Source organism: Hymenobacter lutimineralis (genome assembly GCF_008271285.1).
Classification (GTDB): Bacteria; Bacteroidota; Bacteroidia; order Cytophagales; family Hymenobacteraceae; genus Hymenobacter; species Hymenobacter lutimineralis.
In genome coordinates, this window is record NZ_VTHL01000001.1 from 156,658 (window position 1) to 175,104 (window position 18,447).

At 61.5% G+C, this 18,447-nt stretch carries 11 protein-coding genes; 3 read left to right on the plus strand and 8 right to left on the minus strand.

Going from position 1 to position 18,447, the window contains the following annotated elements; translation table 11 throughout:
* The first annotated feature begins 52 nt into the window (after nt 1–52).
* The 3 genes from FY528_RS00670 (at nt 53) to FY528_RS00680 (ending at nt 5,545) form a co-directional block, all read left to right on the plus strand.
* Nucleotides 53–3,244 carry an efflux RND transporter permease subunit gene (locus tag FY528_RS00670; protein WP_149069061.1) on the plus strand — a complete coding sequence of 1,064 codons (3,192 nt, stop codon included), beginning with the start codon at nt 53–55 and terminating at the stop codon, nt 3,242–3,244.
* Nucleotides 3,237–4,673, plus strand: coding sequence for a TolC family protein (locus FY528_RS00675; protein WP_149069062.1), 1,437 nt, complete (start codon nt 3,237–3,239; stop codon nt 4,671–4,673). The genes FY528_RS00670 and FY528_RS00675 overlap by 8 nt, the downstream gene beginning before the upstream one ends.
* A gap of 143 nt (nt 4,674–4,816) precedes the next feature.
* Entirely contained in the window at nt 4,817–5,545 is a 729-nt protein-coding gene (locus FY528_RS00680) for a DUF92 domain-containing protein (RefSeq protein ID WP_149069063.1), read from the plus strand.
* A gap of 60 nt (nt 5,546–5,605) precedes the next feature.
* Here FY528_RS00680 and bshB1 read toward each other — a convergent pair whose 3' ends face one another.
* The 8 genes from bshB1 to FY528_RS00720 all read right to left on the minus strand — a co-directional run bounded on the left by bshB1 (nt 5,606) and on the right by FY528_RS00720 (nt 17,470).
* The gene (gene bshB1, locus FY528_RS00685; RefSeq protein WP_149069064.1) at nt 5,606–6,340 is read right to left on the minus strand and encodes a bacillithiol biosynthesis deacetylase BshB1; all 735 of its coding nucleotides are present in this window, start codon (nt 6,338–6,340) and stop codon (nt 5,606–5,608) included.
* On the minus strand, nt 6,340–6,798 hold the full coding sequence (locus tag FY528_RS00690; RefSeq protein ID WP_149069065.1) for a beta-class carbonic anhydrase: 459 nt from the start codon (nt 6,796–6,798) through the stop codon (nt 6,340–6,342). Before FY528_RS00690 ends, bshB1 begins: the two co-directional genes overlap by 1 nt.
* 38 nt (nt 6,799–6,836) lie before the next feature.
* Nucleotides 6,837–8,114 carry a YeiH family protein gene (locus FY528_RS00695; RefSeq protein ID WP_149069066.1) on the minus strand — a complete coding sequence of 426 codons (1,278 nt, stop codon included), beginning with the start codon at nt 8,112–8,114 and terminating at the stop codon, nt 6,837–6,839.
* A 32-nt stretch (nt 8,115–8,146) separates the two neighbouring features.
* Entirely contained in the window at nt 8,147–9,625 is a 1,479-nt protein-coding gene (locus FY528_RS00700; RefSeq protein ID WP_149069067.1) for a phytoene desaturase family protein, read from the minus strand.
* 6 nt (nt 9,626–9,631) lie between these two features.
* Nucleotides 9,632–11,353, minus strand: a complete 1,722-nt coding sequence (locus FY528_RS00705; protein ID WP_187631934.1) for a hypothetical protein — start codon at nt 11,351–11,353, stop codon at nt 9,632–9,634.
* A gap of 28 nt (nt 11,354–11,381) precedes the next feature.
* Nucleotides 11,382–12,776, minus strand: a complete 1,395-nt coding sequence (locus FY528_RS00710; protein WP_262383871.1) for a DoxX family protein — start codon at nt 12,774–12,776, stop codon at nt 11,382–11,384.
* Nucleotides 12,777–12,951: 175 nt separating this feature from the next.
* Nucleotides 12,952–14,352, minus strand: a complete 1,401-nt coding sequence (locus FY528_RS00715; protein ID WP_149069068.1) for a RagB/SusD family nutrient uptake outer membrane protein — start codon at nt 14,350–14,352, stop codon at nt 12,952–12,954.
* Between the two features lie 76 nt (nt 14,353–14,428).
* Nucleotides 14,429–17,470: a SusC/RagA family TonB-linked outer membrane protein gene (locus FY528_RS00720; RefSeq protein WP_149069069.1), complete on the minus strand. Its 3,042-nt coding sequence runs from the start codon at nt 17,468–17,470 to the stop codon at nt 14,429–14,431.
* Between the last annotated feature and the right edge of the window lie 977 nt (nt 17,471–18,447).

Here is an 18,447-nt window from a genome sequence, read left to right on the forward strand (position 1 = left end):
GTGCTCCGGCTCCGCTCGGCATGACCTTTTCCACGAAAAGAACAGCCATTCTATGTTCAGTAAATTCATTCGACGGCCGGTTTTCGCCATCGTCATTTCGGTGTCCATCCTGCTGATGGGGGCGCTGGCCATCTTTCAGCTGCCCACCTCGCAGTTCCCGGAAATCTCGCCCCCGCTGGTGATGGTGAGTGCCTCGTACCCCGGGGCCAGCGCCAAGGTACTGACCGAGTCGGTGCTGATTCCGCTGGAGCAGGCCGTAAACGGCGTGCCCGGCATGAAGTACATGACCTCCGACGCCGTATCGGCCGGTGAGGCCAACATTCAAATTGTATTTAACCTGGGCACCAACCCCGACCAGGCCGTGGTGAACGTGAATACTCGCATTGCGCAGGTGCTCAACCGCCTGCCGTTGCTGGTGCAGCGCGAGGGCGTGATTGTGAACCGCGTGGTGCCGAACATGCTGATGTACGTGAACTTGTACTCGAAAGACAAGAACACGGACATGAAGTACCTGTTCAACTTTGCCGGGGTGAACATGATTCCCGAGCTGCAGCGCCTCAACGGCATTGGCCGGGCTAGCATCCTGGGCAGCCGGCAGTACGCCATGCGCGTGTGGCTCAAGCCCGACCGGATGCGGGCCTACAATATCTCCGTCGACGACGTGATGAAGGCCCTGGAAGAGCAGAGTGTGATTGGCTCCCCGGGTCGTATCGGCCGGGCCGATGGCAAAAGCGCCCAGTCCCTGGAGTACGTGCTCAGCTACCAGGGCCGCTTCAACGACGTGGAGCAGTATAAAAACGTGATTCTGCGGGCCAATTCCAACGGGGAAAGCCTGCACCTGCGCGACGTGGCCAACGTGGAACTGGGCTCGGAATACTACGACATCTACTCCAACCTGAACCAGTATCCCTCGGCGGCTATTGTGCTCAAGCAAACCTACGGCTCCAACGCCTCGGACGTAATTAAAGAAGTGAAGGCCAAGCTGGAGGAGCTCAAGAAAACGAGCTTCCCGCCCGGCATGGACTACAAAATCACCTACGACGTGTCGAACTTCCTCGACGCCTCGATTGAGAACGTAATCCACACCCTGCGCGACGCCTTCATCCTAGTGGCCCTGGTGGTGTTCCTGTTCCTGGGCGACTGGCGCTCCACGCTGATTCCGGCCCTGGCCGTGCCCGTGTCGTTGGTGGGCTCCTTTATGGCCATGCAGGCTTTCGGGCTCACCATCAATATGATTACGCTGTTCGCTCTGGTGCTTTCGATTGGTATCGTGGTGGACAACGCCATTGTGGTGATTGAGGCCGTGCACGCCAAGATGGAGGAAGACCACCTCTCGCCCTACAACGCGGTGCGCCTGGTGGTGGGCGAAATCAGCGGGGCCATCATCGGCATCACCATCATGATGACGGCGGTGTTTATTCCGGTGTCGTTCATGAGCGGTCCGGTGGGTATTTTCTACCGGCAGTTCTCCATCACCATGGCCACGGCCATCGTTATTTCGGGCTTGGTGGCCCTCACGCTTACGCCGGTGCTCTGCGCCATGATCCTGAAAAACCACCACGGCCAGCCCAAGAAGCAGACGCCCCTGCAGCGTTTCTTCGACTGGTTTAACCGTGGCTTCGAAAAGCTGACCAACGCCTACACCGGCCTGCTGCAGCGCATCGTGGCCAACCGCGTGGTCACCTTCGTGATGCTCATTGCCTTTGGGCTGGGCATCTGGGCCATTGCGGCCAAGCTGCCGGCCGGCTTTATCCCCAGCGAAGACCAGGGCCTGATTTACGCCATTGTGCAGACGCCACCGGGCACCACCCTGGAGCAAACCAACGCCGTGTCGCAGCGCCTCGCGGGGCTGGCCAAGGACATTCCCGGCGTGGCCAACATTTCTTCTCTGGCTGGCTACGAAGTGCTGACGGAAGGCCGCGGCTCCAACGCCGGTACCTTGCTGCTCGACCTGAAGCCGTGGTCGAAACGCAAGGAGTCCATTGCCGAAATCATCGAACACCTAGAGGAAAAGGCCCGCGAAATTCCGGGCGCGACCATCGAGTTCTTCGAGCCACCAGCAGTACCCGGCTACGGCGCGGCGGGCGGCTTCCAGCTGCAGCTGCTCGACAAAACCAACTCCGGCGACTACAAAGCCCTGGAACAGGTAAACAACGAGTTCATTGCCAAGCTCAAAAAGCGCAAGGAGCTGACCGGGGTTTTCACCTTCTTCTCAGCCAACTACCCGCAGTACGAGCTTAAGATTGACAATGACCTGGCCATGCAGAAGGGCGTGAGCATCGGCAACGCCATGAACACGCTGTCGGTGCTGGTGGGCTCTACCTACGAGCTGGGCTTCATCAAGTACCAGCGCTTCTTCAAGGTGTTTGTGCAGGCCTCGCCCGAGTACCGCAAGTTGCCCGAGGACGTGCTGAACATGTGGGCCAAGAACGACAAAGGCGAAATGGTGCCCTTCTCGGCCTTCATGAAGATTGTGAAGACCCAGGGTGCCAACGAAATCAACCGCTACAACATGTACACCACGGCCTCCATCCGCGGCGGCGCGGCCCCCGGCTTCAGCTCGGGCGAGGCCATCAAGGCGGTGCAGGAAGTGGCCCAGGATCTGCCCCACGGCTACGACATCGACTGGGGTGGCTTGTCGAAGGACGAAGTAGGCCGTGGTAACGAGTCGACGATTATTTTCCTGGTCGTGCTGGTATTCGTGTACCTGGTACTGGCCGCGCAGTATGAAAGCTTCCTGCTGCCGCTGGCCGTTATCTTCTCTCTCGTAGCAGGCGTGTTCGGGTCGTTCCTGTTCATCAAGATGTTTGGCTTGGCCAACGACATCTACGCTCAGGTGGGGCTGGTAATGCTCGTCGGGTTGCTGGGGAAAAACGCGGTACTGATTGTGGAATTCGCGGCCCTGAAGCACGAGGAAGGCATGAGCGTCCGCGACGCGGCCATCGAAGGTGCCCGGGTACGTTTCCGCCCCATCCTGATGACGTCCTTCGCCTTTATTGCCGGCCTGATTCCGCTGGTAGTAGCTACGGGTGCCGGCGCTATCGGCAACCGCACCATCGGCTCCTCGGCCCTGGGCGGCATGCTGTTCGGCACTGTGTTCGGGGTAATCATCATCCCCGGCCTGTACTACTTCTTCGGCACGCTGGCCGGCAACAGCAAACTGATTCGGGACGAAAACGAAGCCCCCATCCTCGAAGGCGTAGAGCCCCGCGTGCAACTGGAAGAAATGGAGCCTTATGCTTAAGAAACGCTTGTATAACTACCTGGGCGCAGCAGGCCTGGCCCTCGCGGTAGGAGCCTGCAAAACGCCCCAGCTGGCCGTAAAAAAAGAAAACCGCGCGGTGCCCGTGAGCTTCACGGGCGCCGCCCCGGACTCGGCCAGCAACACCGGCAAGGTGCGGTGGCGGGAGTTCTTCACCGACCCCAACCTCGTTGCTCTTATCGACACGGCCCTGCAGCGCAACCAGGAGCTGAACATCACCCTGCAGGAAATTGACATTGCCCGCCAGGAAGTGCGCGCCCGTAAGGGCGAGTATCTGCCCACGGTAGGTCTGGGCGTGCAAGCCGCCGCCGACCGGGTGGGCCGCTACACCCTGCAGGGTGCCACGGAGGAAAACGTACCCATCCACGAAAAGCCCACCCCCGACCCACTGACGAACTTCCAGGCCGGGGCGTTTGCCTCCTGGGAAGTGGACATCTGGCACAAGCTGCGCACCGCTAAACAGGCGGCTACCAACCGCTACCTGGCGTCGGTAGAAGGTCGGAACTTCACCGTGACCAACCTGGTAGCGGAAATTGCCACCTCGTACTACGAGCTGCTGGCCCTCGACAACCAACTGGCCATTCTGCAGCAGAACATCGGCATTCAGACCAACGCGCTGAAGGCCGTGCGCCTGCAGAAAGACGCAGCCCGGGTGACGGAGCTGGCCGTGCAGCGCTTCGAGGCCCAGGTGCAGAACACCACCAGCCGCCAGTACCTGATTCAGCAGCGCATTACGGAAACGGAAAACCGCATCAACTTCCTGGTGGGGCGCTACCCGCAGCCGGTGGCACGCAACGCGCAGAACTTTACGGACCTGGTGCCCAAGGCCGTGCAAACCGGCGTGCCGGCCCAGTTCCTGCAAAACCGCCCCGACATCCGGCAGGCCGAGCAGAACCTGACGGCCGCCAAGCTCGATGTACAGGTGGCCCGCGCCAACTTCTACCCGCGCCTGAGCATTGATGCGGGGCTTGGGCTGCAGGCCTTGAAGCCCGGGCTGCTGCTGAATGCGCCGGAGTCGATGCTGATCATGCTGGCGGGCAATGTGGCGGCTCCGCTCATCAACAAGAACGGCATCAAAGCCCTGTACTACTCGGCCAACGCGCGGCAAACCCAGGCCGTGTACAACTACGAGCGGACCATCCTGAATGGCTACATCGAAGTTGCCAACCAGCTGGCCAACATCAGCAACCTACAGAACAGCTACGAGGCTAAGGCTCGGGAAGTACAGGCGTTGAACACCTCCATTAATATCTCCAACAGCCTGTTCAATTCGGCCCGCGCCGACTACACCGAAGTGCTCTTCACCCAGCGCGACGCCCTGGAATCAAAGTTTGATTTGATTGAAACCAAGATGCAGCAACTCAACGCCTCGGTGAACGTGTACCGGGCCCTGGGCGGCGGCTGGCAATAAACAGTGAACTGTGCTACCGGCACGGGGTATCGGCTGAGACAACCAGCTGGTACCCCGTGCCGGTTTTGTATGGGTGGCTGCCGAGGTTTTCGGCAGCGCAGCGTTTACCTAGCGTCTTCGCTCGGCCGCCGTATCTTCCGGCCATGACCGTACTTTTTCAGCTGGTTCCGGTGCTTGTGCTGCTGGGCCTGGGCATGGGCTACAGCTACCGGGCCCGCAAGCTCACGGGCGCCGCCGTCTGGACGGGTGGGGCCGTGGGCCTGCTTATTTTTCTGGGTGCCGGCTACCTGGGCCTGGGCTTGCTGGCGCTGTTTTTTGCTCTGGGCACGGCAGCCTCCGCCTGGCGGGTAGCCGATAAACGCCGACTGGGGTTGGCCGAAGAAAACCGCGGCCGGCGCACGGCCGGGCAGGTACTGGCCAACGCCGGCGTGGCCGGGCTGCTGGGGCTCTTGAGCTGGCTGTTTCCGCAGTTTAGCGCCCTGGGCTTACTCATGCTGGCGGGCAGCTTTGCCGCCGCTACGGCCGATACCCTGGCCTCGGAGCTGGGCAACGTGTACGGCACCCGGTACGTGAACATCCTCACTTTCCGGCCCGACACGCGGGGCGAGAATGGGGTGGTGAGCCTGGAAGGCACGGCCCTGGGAGCCGCCGGGAGCGTGGTGCTGGCGGCCATTTACTGCTTAACGGCGGGCTACGGCCCCTGGCTGTGGTGGCTGCCGCTGGCCGGCACGGTAGGCAACCTGACGGATTCGGTGCTGGGTGCCACGCTAGAGCGGCGGGGCATCCTGTCCAACAATGTAGTAAACCTGCTGAATACCCTGGCGGGGGCCGGCACCGTGGCCGCATTATGGTTCGGGCGCGCACTGCTTTAAGGCTGTACCGCTAAGCCGGGTTTCAAACTCCCACTACGGCCTGACCACGTCATTGCGGGCTTAGCGCAGCAAAAACAAGTCATCAAGGCCCAGGGGGCGCCGGCTGGTGTAGCCTTCCGCAAACTGCACCCCAATGTAGCTGCCCAACTCCCGGTTGCGGGCGGCCAGCACGCCCAGAAAGTCGGGGGTGGATATGTAGGTGCTGATTTCCTCCGACTGGTACTCCGGGTGGTAAAACTGGCTGCGGAAGGCGGTGAGGGCCGCCAGCTTCTGCTCCCAGAAGGCGGAAATATCTACCACAATATCCGGCCGGACGTAGCTGTTGTGGATGGCCTGAAGCAGGAGCCGGGGCCGCCAGGGCGCCTGCGGCTCGCCTTCCCATTGGGTCTGGACTTTGGGTAAACCCGCCAGGAAGGCAGCGTCATGCACCAGGTCGGCGGCGCGGCCGTGGTCGGGGTGCCGGTCGATGTTGGGATTGGTAAGAATCAGCTCGGGCCGGAAGCGGCGAATTACCTCAATGATGCGCCGCTGATGCTCTTCATCGTTGCGAAAAAAACCGTCGCGCATGCGCAGGTTCTCGCGCACGTGCAAACCCAGAATGCGGGCAGCTTCGGCGGCTTCCTCGTCGCGCAGCTCAGCCGAGCCGCGGGAACCCAGCTCGCCCCGGGTCAAGTCAACCACGCCTACTTTCCGCCCGGCAGCCGCATAGCGCAGCAGGGTGCCCGCGCAGCCTAGCTCGGCATCATCGGGGTGGGCAGCCAGCATGAGCAGATCAAGCTTCTGGGAGTTAGCCATCAGGAAGCGCTGCTAGGGGAAGCGGACGCCCGGGCAACCCGGATGGGCCGCACTTCCAGGAGCTGGTTGTGGCGCACATCGAAAACGTACCCAAACACCCGCACGCCAACCGGGAGGTGGGGGTGGCGGTGCACCCGCGCCAGGTCCTCGACCACGGCCTGGCGCAGCTCAGGGAAGGATGCGGGTGCCCCCGTAACGATAACCGGGGCCTTGTCGGATAGAGCAGCGGCTAGCATTTCATCCGAGAGGCGCATGCCGCAATCGGTGTGCTGGATGAGAAACCACTCGCGGGTGCCCAGCACCTGATGCGAAAGGAGAAGGGCCTGCAGGGTTTCGTCGGTGACGCGGCCCCCGGCGTTGCGCAGGACGTGGGCACTGCCTTCGGGCACCCCCAGCAGGCGCGTGGGGTCGAGGCGGGCATCCATGCAAGTAAGAATGGCAAAGCGGCGGGTGGACACAGCTGAAGAGTTAGGCTAAGGAAAGAAAGCACCACCTGCTACCGGAATAGAAGGGAAGCAATGAGTAGCGTGATGAAGATATTGAAGGTTTGGGCCAGGAGGAAGGCGTAAAGGGGCTTCTTGTTTTCGTGCTTAAACAAGTCCTTGAAGTTGGTTTCCAGCCCGATGCTGGTGAAGGCCAGGGCAAACCAAAGGCCCTGGGCGCTTTTCAGCCCACCCTTCACGGCCTCAGTGGTTTCGGGCGAAAGCACGAAGGAAAATAGCAGGGAAGCGGCCACAAACCCCAGCACGAACTTGGGGAACCGCTCCCAAATCACGCCCAGCGTTGGTTTGGTATCGGGCTCGGCGGCGTTGGGGTGGCTGGTGTAGGTCCAGTACATGGAAATGGCAAAGGCGGCCGCGCCCAGCAGCACATTCTGCGAAAACTTCACAATGGTGCTGATTTTCAGAGCCTCTTCGCCCACCAGCGTACCAGAGGCCACTACCGCGCCGGTGGTATCGATGCTGCCCCCCAGCCAGGCCCCCGTTACTTCCTGGGAGAGGCCCAGCCAGTGCGCCGCGTAGGGCATGAGGAGCATCATCGGAATGGCGGTGATGAGGACCAGGGAAATGACGTAGGACAGCTTCTTGCCGTCGCCCTTGATGGCGCCCGAGGTAGCAATGGCCGCCGACACCCCGCAGATGGATACGGCACTGGCAATCATCATCGTCAGCTCCTCATCCACCTTCAGCTTGCGGCACAGCCAGAACGCGAAGTACCACACCGACAGCACCACCACCAGGGCCTGCACCAGCCCGAGGGAGCCGGCCTTCAGAATATCGGTGAAGATGACGTTGGTGCCCAGCAGCACCAGCCCGATTTTCACGAACAGCTCCGTCGTGAGCGTGGTCCGCAGCCAGTCGGGCAGGCGGAAGAGGTTGCCGATGAGCAGCCCGGCCAGCAAGCTGAAAATAACGGCCTCTAACCCTAGGTTACGCGCCGTTTTGCTACCCGCCGCTACCAGGGCCACCAGGGTAAGCAAATACACCGTGGGAAATCCAAGCGCGTACTGCTGCAACGGTCGGTTGGTAAGCCAGGCGCCCACGGCCGCTACTGCTGCCAGGTACCCAAACTGGGTTAAAATCAGCAGCAGGTTGGCGGGGCTAAGCACTTTGCCGGTCAGGTCGGCGGCGGTATCCCAGTTGAACACCGGTACGGCAAACGGCAGCCCCGATAAAGAAAGCCCGATTAGCAGGGCGCCGAGCACCACGACCACCCAGTCTTCGTGCAGGGTGAAGGAGGTTTTAACAGGAGCAGTTTTAACGGCAGTTGACATAGAAAAGAAGCGTCGAAGGCAAATGAGAGAGGTTAACGGTGGGGTAGCGCCGGCGCGGCGCTTTCCTGGTAGAGTGGGGGCGGAGCCAGGTGGAAGATGTCCCGCAGGGCGCGACTGGCGGCGTGGTACCCACACATGCCGTGCACGCCCCCGCCGGGTGGGGTAGCCGAGGAGCATAGGTACAGCCCCGCCTGGGACGTGCGGTAGGGCGAGGCCCGCAAGGCTGGCCGGGTAAAGAGCTGGGTGAGGTCGAGCAGACCGCCGTTGATGTCGCCACCCACGTAGTTGGGGTTGTGCGCTTCCATTTGCGCGGTATTGAAGGTGTGGCGGCCGATAATTCGCTCCCGGAACCCCGGGGCAAACCGCTCAATCTGCAACTCAATGGCCGTGGTCATGTCCTGGGTCGAGCCGTTGGGCACGTGGCAGTAGGCCCAGGCCGTGTGCTGGCCGGCCGGGGCGCGGGTAGCATCGAAGAGGCTTTGCTGGGCCAATAGCACGAAGGGCTTCTCGGGGTGTGCGCCGCCGGCAGCCGCCTTTTCACTGGCCGCAATTTCTTCCAGGGTACCGCCCAGGTGCACCGTGCCGGCCTGGCGGCAGCCCTCGGCAGTAAAGGGAATCGGGGCATCCAGTGCCCAGTCTACTTTGAACACGCCCATGCCGTAGCGGTAGCGCCGCAGCTGCCACTGGTAAATGCCCGAGAGCTTGTGCCCGGCCATTTGCAGGAGTTGGGCCGGCGTCACATCCAGCAGCACGGCCTTGGCGGCCGGCAACTGCGCCAACGACCGGACGAAGGTGCCGGTTTCTATCTGCCCACCCAGGGCCCTGAAGTGGGCAGCCAGGGCATTGGCAATAGACTGAGAGCCGCCTTTGGGCAAAGGCCAGCCCTTGCGGTGGGCCGCCGCCAGCAGCACCAGGCCAATGGCGGAGGTCGTCAGATTTTGCAGCGGCTGAATGGCGTGGGCCGCCATACCCGCCAGCAGCCCGCGCGCTTCCCGGGTCTGGAAACGGTTGGCGAGCAGCGTAGCGGGCTGCAGGGCCGAGAAACCAAACCGGGCCAGATCCAGCGGATGCTTCGGAAAGCGCAGCGGGGCCAGCACATCGTTGGCAATGCGAGGCCAGCTGGCTACTACGGGCGCCAACAGCTGCTGGTAGGCCTGCTCATCAACGCCCAGGCTATGGGCCGTGTCGGCCAGGGAGTTGACCACCATGGCAGCCGTACCGTCGTCAAACGGGTGCGCGGCGGCTACCGGCGGGGTGATGTACTCCAGCCCGTATTGAGCCAGGGGCAAGGTCTGGAAATAGGGCGAGGCTGCCGCCAGCGGGTGAATGGCTGAGCAGATGTCGTGGTGGAAGCCGGGCAAAGTCAGCTCGGCCGTGCGTAGGCCGCCGCCCAGCTGGTCCTTGCCTTCAAGCAAGAGCACCGACAAGCCAGCCTGCTGCAGCACAATGGCCGCCGCCAGCCCGTTCGGGCCCGAGCCCACCACTACCGCATCATACTCAGGATTACGCATCAGCTTTTAGTATTGGCCGGCCGACAGCGTCGATTCCGACAAGGTGTATTTTCGATCTACGCGCTCCAGTACGACGTAGAGAGAGTCTTTCCACTCGTTGAGGCCGCGCAGCACCACGTGCCGGCCCCCGTCGGTGGTGCGGTAAGTTAGCGTCATTCGGTCACGCTGCTCGGGTTTCTGCTCGGCTTTGATGCCCCGCTGCCGCCGCGTGCTCAGGGCCCGGGCGTCGATTTTTTGGGTTTCGTCGCCGATGCGGTCCTGGGCCTCCAGGCTGATCCAGCTGGCCAGAGAAGCCTGGTATTGCGCCTGCTGTTGGGCCTCTTTGCCGCCTACGTAGCTGCCCCCATAGTCGCCGCCGTAGCCGTTGCTGTGGCTGGCCGGGATGCTGCTGCCCCGCACCTGGGCCGTTGCTTTTTCCTGCTCACGGCGGCGGCCTCGCTCGTCTTTGCCGGTGCGCACTTTGCTTTGCAGGTAGAGCGTGCGGGTTTGCGGGTCAGCATCATAGTAAAATACGCGCTGCCCGCCCGCCAGACCGGTGGTTTCAAAAGTGCGGTTTATGTCGCGCATGGCCGCGCCGCCGCCGTTGGAGAGGTCGAGCTTGTGCGGCCGGTTTACTTTGTAGGTAAAACTAGTCCACTTCTCGAAGGTGGCCTGCTGCCAGCGCACACTGTCGAGCGGAGAGTAAGGCAGCACCTGCCCGTTGAGGCGAAACTCGGCCACGTTGTAAAGTCCGCGCAGCTCAGCAATGCCCTTTTGGGCCGGCTGCTTGTAGGGGTCGAAGGTGAAGTTGAGGTATTCGAGGTAAGTCAGGTACCCCAAAAAGATGCCGAAAGTAGCCACCTTCAGTCCCAGGCGGGTAAAGCGCAGCCAGTTTTCCCGGAACGTAGGGTAATAGTGCTGGGGTACGGTGTACTGCTCCCGAATGAGGAGGTTGTAGAGGTTGGGAATGTCCTGCACCATCAGAAAGGCCGCCAACAGCACAAAGTAGGAGCTGTACACGTGCACGCCGCCGTCGTAGGCAAAGTTTACGAACACAATGTCGCCTAGGGCGCCTAGCAGCAGGGCCGCTCCCAGGAACGTGGTGCGCCGGAAAAACAGCATGGCCCCGGCCAGCACTTCCACCACGCCCGTAAACACCTGGTACCAGGGCACAATACCGATTTGCAGCCAGAAGATTTTCTGGGCCGTCATGTCGCCAAAGTCACTGTTGAGGAGGCCAAGGGACGGGTAGGGCATCTGGGTGGGAAATACCTTGGTGAAGCCGAACCCGATGATGCCGATGCCGGCCCGGAAGCGTACAATCACGCGCAGCCAGTAATAAAGCACCTCGTATTCTTCCTTTTTGCGGGAAAGCAGCGTCCAGATCAGTCCAATTACCAGCGAAATGCCCAGGGCAATAAACCACTTGTCGTAGCCCAGCAAGGCCGGCGTGCCGTCTTCGGCTCCGCCCCGCAGAAAGAACGTGGGCGAGAACCGGGCAATGTCGTACACGTCGCGGTAATGTCCGTGCAGCCAGTCGATGGTGAATAGGTTCTTGTACCAGCCCAGGTCGCTGGGCAAGGACATGAGCACGAAAAATGGGAAGGCTACTCTGAAAAGTACGCGCTGCCAGGGTTTCCAGGGCTGGCGGTTGGCAGTAGCTTTAGTGGGCGGCGCGTAGCCGGAGCGGGTGGCTGGGGCTATCAGGGTGTCGGGGGCCGGCGCGACGGTGAAAGAAGTAGTAGACATAGCAGTAGTCGTTTCAGGTGAAGAGAACCTAGAGCTTCAGGCCTCCGCGGCGGCCGGTTTTGGTGGCTTCCTCGAGCAGGTATTTCTTGTCGCGCTTTTCCAGCACCACCTGCAGGTCGCGGCCCTGCTCGTCGGTGCCCCTGAGCGTGAGGGTGCGGGCGTCGGGGCGGGTGAGGTGCAGGGTTAGCTTGCCTGGGCCTTCCAGCGGGTTGCGGTTTTGCAAAGTCAGCGTCTGCCCATCGGGGCTGAGCTGGTAGGCGTAGTAGTGGCGGCCGGCCGCCCCGGCATACTCGAAGTTGCGGTCGGCGTCCTGGGCGTGAATGGCTTCGGTGTTGGTGCGGTCCAGTACCACGGGCTGGTTCGAGCGGACGCTAAGCGTGTTCCACTTCTCCAGCACCACATCCTGCCAGCGTTCCGGGTCGGTGGCCGAGTAGGGGCGCACCTGGCCCGCCAGCCGGAACTCACGCACATTGTAGAGGCCCGCGGCATTGGGTAGGCCCGTCGCGGCGGGGTAGTGGTAGGAGCCGCGCTGGTAAGCCGCGTAGGTTTTTGCGCCATACACGGCCACAAACAGCAGCACGAAGCCCCACTTCAGCCCCTGCCGCGTGGTGCGCTTCCAAGCCTCGGGCAGCTGCAGCCGGAAGCGGTTGGGTACGGCCGGGCGCTCCAGCGTGAGCAGGTCGTTCACGCGGCGGGCATCGTACCAAAGCACCAGCAAACCCAGCGCAATCAGGTAGAAGCTGTACACGTACTCGCCGCCCTCATAAGCCAGGTTGGAAAGAAACACGTTGCCCAGAAACGACAAGCTGAGAAACGCCCCGATGCTGGCCGTGCGGCGGTTCAGCAGCAGCAGGGCCGCCGTAATTTCCACCAGCCCCAAAAACGACTGGTAGGAAGGCACAATGCCCAGGCTCAGCGCAAAAATCTTCCAGTTGCTCAGGTCCCCGTAATGCGTGTTCAGGTGGCTGAGCGAAGGCGGCGGGGCTTGCAGCGGAAAGAACTTCAGGAAGCCGTAGGCCAGCAGGGCCGCCGCCAGCCGGTAGCGCACCAGCACGCGCAACCAGTAGTAAAGCGTGTTGTATTCCGTGCGCTGACGGTCGAAAAAGCTCCAGATGATGGCGCCCACCACAGCTACCAGTGCCACCACGGCCCAGTTCACGAAGGAGTCGGGCCCGTTGAAAACGCGGGGGGAGTAATGCGCCAGCCGGAAAATGTCCCCGAACGAAAAGCCGTGCCAGTTGGCGGCTACGTCGCGGTAGTATTTCCAGTCGAGGGGCAGTATCTGTAGGAAAAAGTACAGGAAGGCCAGGCGGAACACCGCTTTTTCGAACTCCGACCACGGCGCCTCGGCGGTTGGAGAGGGCGCTGTTATGGGCAAGCCAGCTACGGAGGCCGGCGCGGCGGGTGAAAGGGTTGTGCTCATGGGAGTAGTGGTGTGAGGTAGCAGAAAATTCAATTCCTGTGTTTGGGAATTGTCATGCTTCATCTGGCGTCCGCGGAGCCGAAGCATCTCTACCGCTTCGTTCAAGCTAAATCGTTCGGTAGAGATGCTTCGACTTCGCTCAGCATGACGTTCTGAATAGAATTCTAATAGCGGCCTAGTAGCCCTCGTTCTGTTTCAGGGCCGCATCTACCTGGAGCTGGCTGATAGGAATAGGCAGCACCAAGCGGAAGCTGGGCAGCGGAGCGTTGACATCCAGCGGGTCTTTGAAAAGCGCCGTGGCGCGGCCCGTGCGAACCAGGTCAAACCAGCGGTGGGGCTCCAGGGCAAACTCCAGTCTCCGCTCTTGCTCAATGGCGAGCAGCACTTCCTCCGGAGTGGCGGCCGGGCTGGCTTCCAGCCCGGCCCGGCCGCGCACCGCGTTCAGGTCGGCCAGAGCCTCGGGGAGCTTGCCTTGCTGGGCCAGGGCTTCCGCCCGAATCAAGTACAGCTCGGCAATGCGGAAAATGTAGCTGGGGTCGGAGCCGGGGCTGCGGTAGTAGAGGTTGCCGTACCAGGTGGTATTGTTCACGGCGGCAATCAGCGCGCTACGTCCATTGGCGGCATTGTTGGGCTCCGTGGTCAGCAACGAAACCAGGGCTTGGTTGGGGGCCCATTGGCGGGTGCCGCCGTTCACGGTGGGCTGCCACTGCCCGCGGTGGCCGTTCACTTCGGTAGTACCGTTGTAGAACAGCTCAAACACCGATTCGCGGGTGCCGCGCACGTTGCCCGTAAACCAGGCGTTGAAGGGCGCTACCAGCTGGTAGTTAGCGTTGTCGCTGATGAGGCGGGTGGCGTATTCCTCGGCCAGGGCCCAGTTCTGCTGGTACAGGTATAGCCGGGCTTTCAGGGCCCACACCGTTTTGCGGGTGGCCCGGTACCGGTCGTTGGTAGCTACGGTGGCCGGGTTGGGCAGCAGCGGCTCGGCGGTTTCCAGGTCGCGGAGCACCTGGGCGTAGGTTTCCGCCTGAGTAGCCCGCGGTATGCCCTGGTTAGCCGTAGCCGATAAGGTAGGCTCCGTGATAATGGGCACCCCGCCGAAGGTGCGGGCTAGGTCGAAATAAGCCAGGGCGCGCAGGAAGTAAGCCTCGCCCACGTACTGATTGCGCAGGGCCTCCGTCAGCAGCGGGTCCGTCACGGCGGGCACTTTGCTGATGACGTGGTTGGCGCGGTTGATGGTCACGTAAATGGCCGACCACACGGTGCTGATAGTCGAGTTATCGGCCCGCACGTTGTGGTTGATGAACTCCTGCACCTGCGACTGGGTGCCCGTCCACTGCACGTTGTCGCCGGTGAGGTAGCCGATGCTCTGGAAGCTGGTGCCGTAGTAGCCGCCGCTGGCCAGGGCGCTGTACACCCCGTTCAGGGCCGTCGCCGCCGACTTCTGGTCGGTCACGGTTAGGTCATCGGCAATGGATTCGCGGGGCTCTACATCCAGAAAGTCCGCGCACGCCGATACGCTGAAGGCTACGGCTATGGAAGCGAAAAAAGCGACGGTTTTTAAGTAGGCGGTAGACATGATGATGCTGGTTTCTGGTTTTTTGGTTCCGGAATGCTGGGCGGTAACTCGCGGCAGAAGCCTTCCGAAGAAAGAGTTAGAAAGTAGCGCTGATGCCTATCTGCAGGCTGCGCGGCTGCGGGGGAGTGCCCAGGTCGATGCCCTGCTGGTTGGCGTCGCTGCTGGCCGCCGACTCGGGGTCGAGGCCGGAGTAGTTGGTGAGCAAGGCCAGGTTGGTGCCCTGGGCGTACACCCGAATGGAGCTGCCGTGCAGGCCCCGGGTAAGGCGCTCGGGCAGGGTGTAGCCCACACTCACGTTGCGCAGCCGAATGAACGAGCCGTCTTCCAGCCAGCGGCTGCCCCCATCGAGGTAGTTGTTCACGTTGATGCCATCGGGGCGGGGCACGTCAGTTTGGTCGCCAGGCCGCTGCCAGCGGTCCAGGTTGCTGGCGAAGATGACGCGGGCTTCGTCGCGGGCCCCGCCGCCTTCCCCAAAGAAGCGGTTGTGGTTGTACACCTTATTGCCGTACTGGAAGGCCACCAGCACACTGGCGTCGAAGCCCCGGTACGTGAAGGTGTTGTTCAGGCCGCCAAAGAACTTGGGCCAGATGCTGCCCACAATTTGCCGGTCGGCGGCCGTAATCTTCCCGTCGCGGTTCACGTCATCGTACACGGCGTTGCCCGTTTCTGGATCTACCTCCAGCTGCTTGTACACCCAGAACGAGTACAGGGGGTGGCCTTCCTGCTGCAGAATCAGGTCGCGGCTGCCGAATTTGGTGGGCGTGGCCAGCTTTTCGATGTTGTTGGCGTTGCTGGCAATGTTGAAGCTGGTATTCCAGCTGAAATCGGCCTGCCGCACGTTCACGGTGTTGAGGGCAAACTCCACCCCCTTGTTGCTCACTTCCACGGCATTAGCCCAGTAGTAGGGGAAACCGGTGGTGGCGGGCTTCGTGAGCTGAATCAGGCCGTTCTTGGTGTACTTGTAGTACGCGTTGAATTCCAGGGCCACGCGTCCGTCCCAGAAAGCTACGTCCACGCCCACGTTGGCCTGGGAGGTTTGCTCCCATTTCAGGTCGGCATTGGCCAGCTGCTGGGGTGCAATGCCGGCCGCGCCCAGGTAGTTGGCCCCACCGTTCCACAGGCCCCGGGCCGCGAAGTTGCCGATGCCGTTCTGGTTGCCCGTCAGCCCATACGAAGCCCGCAGCTTCAGGTCGCTGAGCACGGGCACGTCACGCAGAAAGCTTTCCTGCTTCACGCGCCAGGCGGCGCCCACGCTCGGGAAGTAGCCCCACTGATTTTTCTTGCCGAAGCGGGAGGAGCCATCGGCCCGGAAGCTCACGTTCAGCAGGTACCGGTCGTCGAAGTTGTAGTCTGCCCGGCCGAAAAAGGAGGCCAGCCGGTAGCCCGACCAGTTCCGGGTACTGCTCGTGACGGAGGCGGCCGATATTTCCTTAAAGGCATTGTTGGGGAAGCCCGTGCCTTGGGCAAAGGTGCGGCCGTTTGTGTCGCTCTGCAGGCCCTGGCCCAGGAGCAGCCCCAGGCCGTGCTTGCCAAACTGCTGCCGGTAGTTGAGCGTGTTTTCGTTGAGCAGGGAGGTGTACTGCGTGACACTAGACGTAGCCAGACCGCCTACGCCGGCTCCCGCAATCAGCAGCGTGTTCCAGTACTCTTCCTCGTCGTAGTTGTTGTAGTCCACGCCGAAGCTGGTGCGAAACTTCAGAGTGGGCAGCAGCTGCACGTCGCCGTACAAGTTGCCGATGTAGCGCAGGCTAGTGGAGTTGACGTCGTAGTTGTTGATGAGCAGCTCCACATTATCGAAGCTGGCGCGGCCGACCAGCCGCCCGTTGGCATCGTAGGGCGAAAGCAGGGTGGGCGTGTGCAAGGCGGCCTGCAGCAAGCCGCCCGCGGGGCCGTCCCCGGCGCGCCCTTCGTTGCGGTACGTGCGCGAAAAGGAGTTGCTGACGCCAATCTGCACCCGGTCGGAAATCTGCTGATCAAGGTTCACCTTGAAGCTGGCGCGCTGAAAGTCGATGGGCCGCAGAATAGACTCCTGCTTGGTAAAGCCTCCGCCAATGTAGTAGCGGGTGCTGCTGCTGCCCCCAGTCACGGCTAGGTCGTAGTTCTGCAGACGGGCCGTGCGAAATATCTGCCTCAGCCGGTCGTAGGTAGGCTGCTCTTCCGGTAGCCCGCGGCCACCCTCCGAAACGGGGCGGTAGGGGCGGTTTTCATAGGTGTGCGGGGTAGAGCCGGTGGTATTCAGCCAGTTTTCGTTGACGAGTTGGGCATGTTCCGGCCCGGTAGCCAGGTCCCAGAGCTTGGCCGCCTTGGCCCAGCCCTGCGACACGTTCAAGCTCACCCGCGGCTTTTGGTTGTAGCTGCCGCGCTTGGTGGTGATGAGGATTACCCCGTTGGCACCCCGGGCCCCGTACAGGGCCGTGGCGTCGGCATCCTTGAGCACCTCCACGTTTTCAATGTCGGCCGGATTTAGGTCGGCAATGGGCGACGAGGCCTTCCCCCCGGTGCTGATGGTTTGCAGGCTGTTGTTGTTCATAAACACGCCGTCTACCACGTACAGCGGCGTATTGGAGCCGTTGATGGTGGTGGCCCCGCGCACCCGCACATTCACGGCCCCGCCCGGCACCCCGGAGTTGGAAGAAATCTGCACCCCCGAAACCTTGCCCTGGAGCTGCGCGTCGAAGCTGCCCACAGGTAGCTCTTTGGTATCGGTGGGGTCAACCTTCACGATGGAGCCCGTCAGGTTTTTGCGCTGCTGGGTGCCGTAGCCTACCACTACCACTTCGTTTAGCTGGCCCTGGTCCGGCACCAGGCGCACCGTCAGGCTGCCAGCTTGCCCGGCTTTGACTTCCTGGGACTTATAGCCGATAAAGGAAAAGATAAGCGTGGCGTTTTCTGGGGTTTCACTGAGGCTGAACTCCCCGTTCTCAGCCGTGGTAGTACCCGTAGCAGTGCCTTTTACCCGCACCGTCACACCGGGTAGGGCCTGGCCATTTTCGTCGAGCACCTTTCCGGTTACTGGCGTTACCGCAACCAGGTAGTGACCTAGCCGTGGAGCGCTGCTTGCCGACGGCGCCCCAACGGTACCCAGTGCCAGCACAATAGGAAGTAGAGAGTAGTTCATGAAAAGAAGAGAGGAAGGGTGTGATAGGGTCAGCCGAAGCATGCGCTGCCTGTTGCCATGCGCAGGGCTCCGCGCAAACCCCAACTGAGTTTTCGCGAGTAAGCCTGGTATGCCGGGTTACCGGATACTTTGAATTATCAGGTGTTCGGGAATGAAAGGATTTGGCTTGCGCTGCCGCTGAGCCTACCTACTCCCATATAGCTTTTGACTTGCATAGGGCAAGGGAAAGGCGGTATGAGGGCGTAAAGCGCAAGCAGTCAGCAGGCCGATGCCCGTGGCTGAGAAAATAGAACAATTACCAGGATAAGGGCTTGCTCATCGGTGCGCTCCAGAGGCGCTAAAGGGCCGGTTTTCCGTCTGGTAGGCTGCGGCAAGTACAGGTCGCAGCCGTAAACCCAGAGGAAGGTAGTGGACGGATTTTCCAGTTACAGACCTTAGTAGGAAACAGCGTGTCGGTAATCCGGGCTATAAGTAGCCGCCTGGAAAAAGTGCAATCCAGCTTGGCTTAGGCCACCCTGCAGCCGGACACCCCATGCTTGTCGGGAAGGTGGCTTACCTGGGTCAGGAAGCGGTGTGCCGGTATGCTGGCAGTTATGCGGCTCCCTGGCTGACGAACACAGCAGTTGCGCCGCAACAACACCGCTCTACCAACTCGGGAGTGGCGAAATAAGCAGCAGAAGGGCCAGTAAGGTTCATAGCAACTTGCTTTAATAGGACGAAGCCTTCATCGGTTTTCAGGGTTATCCCAGCGTACCGATGCGTAGCAAAGCCAGGTTCGTTTCTGCTTTGCGTACATCCCATCTTCTCTGTTTTGTAGAAGAGTAGTGCGACAAATGTAGAGGAGGATTCTTTTGAAATACAAGCCGTTTCCGGGCCCAAGACCCTGAGAAATGCCTCTTTAAGCCCTGAAAAGGGTACGTGTCAGACCTATTTTTCATAACTAAACTTTATACCCAAACCTGCCGATTCAGCCGTGT

Coding starts and splice junctions, on each gene's coding strand:
- FY528_RS00670 (WP_149069061.1), top strand. CDS start 53: ATGTTCAGTAAATTCATTCGACGGCCGGTTTTCGCCATCGTCATTTCG.
- FY528_RS00710 (WP_262383871.1), bottom strand. CDS start 12,776: ATGAGCACAACCCTTTCACCCGCCGCGCCGGCCTCCGTAGCTGGCTTG.
- FY528_RS00715 (WP_149069068.1), bottom strand. CDS start 14,352: ATGTCTACCGCCTACTTAAAAACCGTCGCTTTTTTCGCTTCCATAGCC.
- FY528_RS00700 (WP_149069067.1), bottom strand. CDS start 9,625: ATGCGTAATCCTGAGTATGATGCGGTAGTGGTGGGCTCGGGCCCGAAC.
- FY528_RS00695 (WP_149069066.1), bottom strand. CDS start 8,114: ATGTCAACTGCCGTTAAAACTGCTCCTGTTAAAACCTCCTTCACCCTG.
- FY528_RS00675 (WP_149069062.1), top strand. CDS start 3,237: ATGCTTAAGAAACGCTTGTATAACTACCTGGGCGCAGCAGGCCTGGCC.
- FY528_RS00720 (WP_149069069.1), bottom strand. CDS start 17,470: ATGAACTACTCTCTACTTCCTATTGTGCTGGCACTGGGTACCGTTGGG.
- FY528_RS00705 (WP_187631934.1), bottom strand. CDS start 11,353: ATGTCTACTACTTCTTTCACCGTCGCGCCGGCCCCCGACACCCTGATA.
- bshB1 (WP_149069064.1), bottom strand. CDS start 6,340: ATGGCTAACTCCCAGAAGCTTGATCTGCTCATGCTGGCTGCCCACCCC.
- FY528_RS00680 (WP_149069063.1), top strand. CDS start 4,817: ATGACCGTACTTTTTCAGCTGGTTCCGGTGCTTGTGCTGCTGGGCCTG.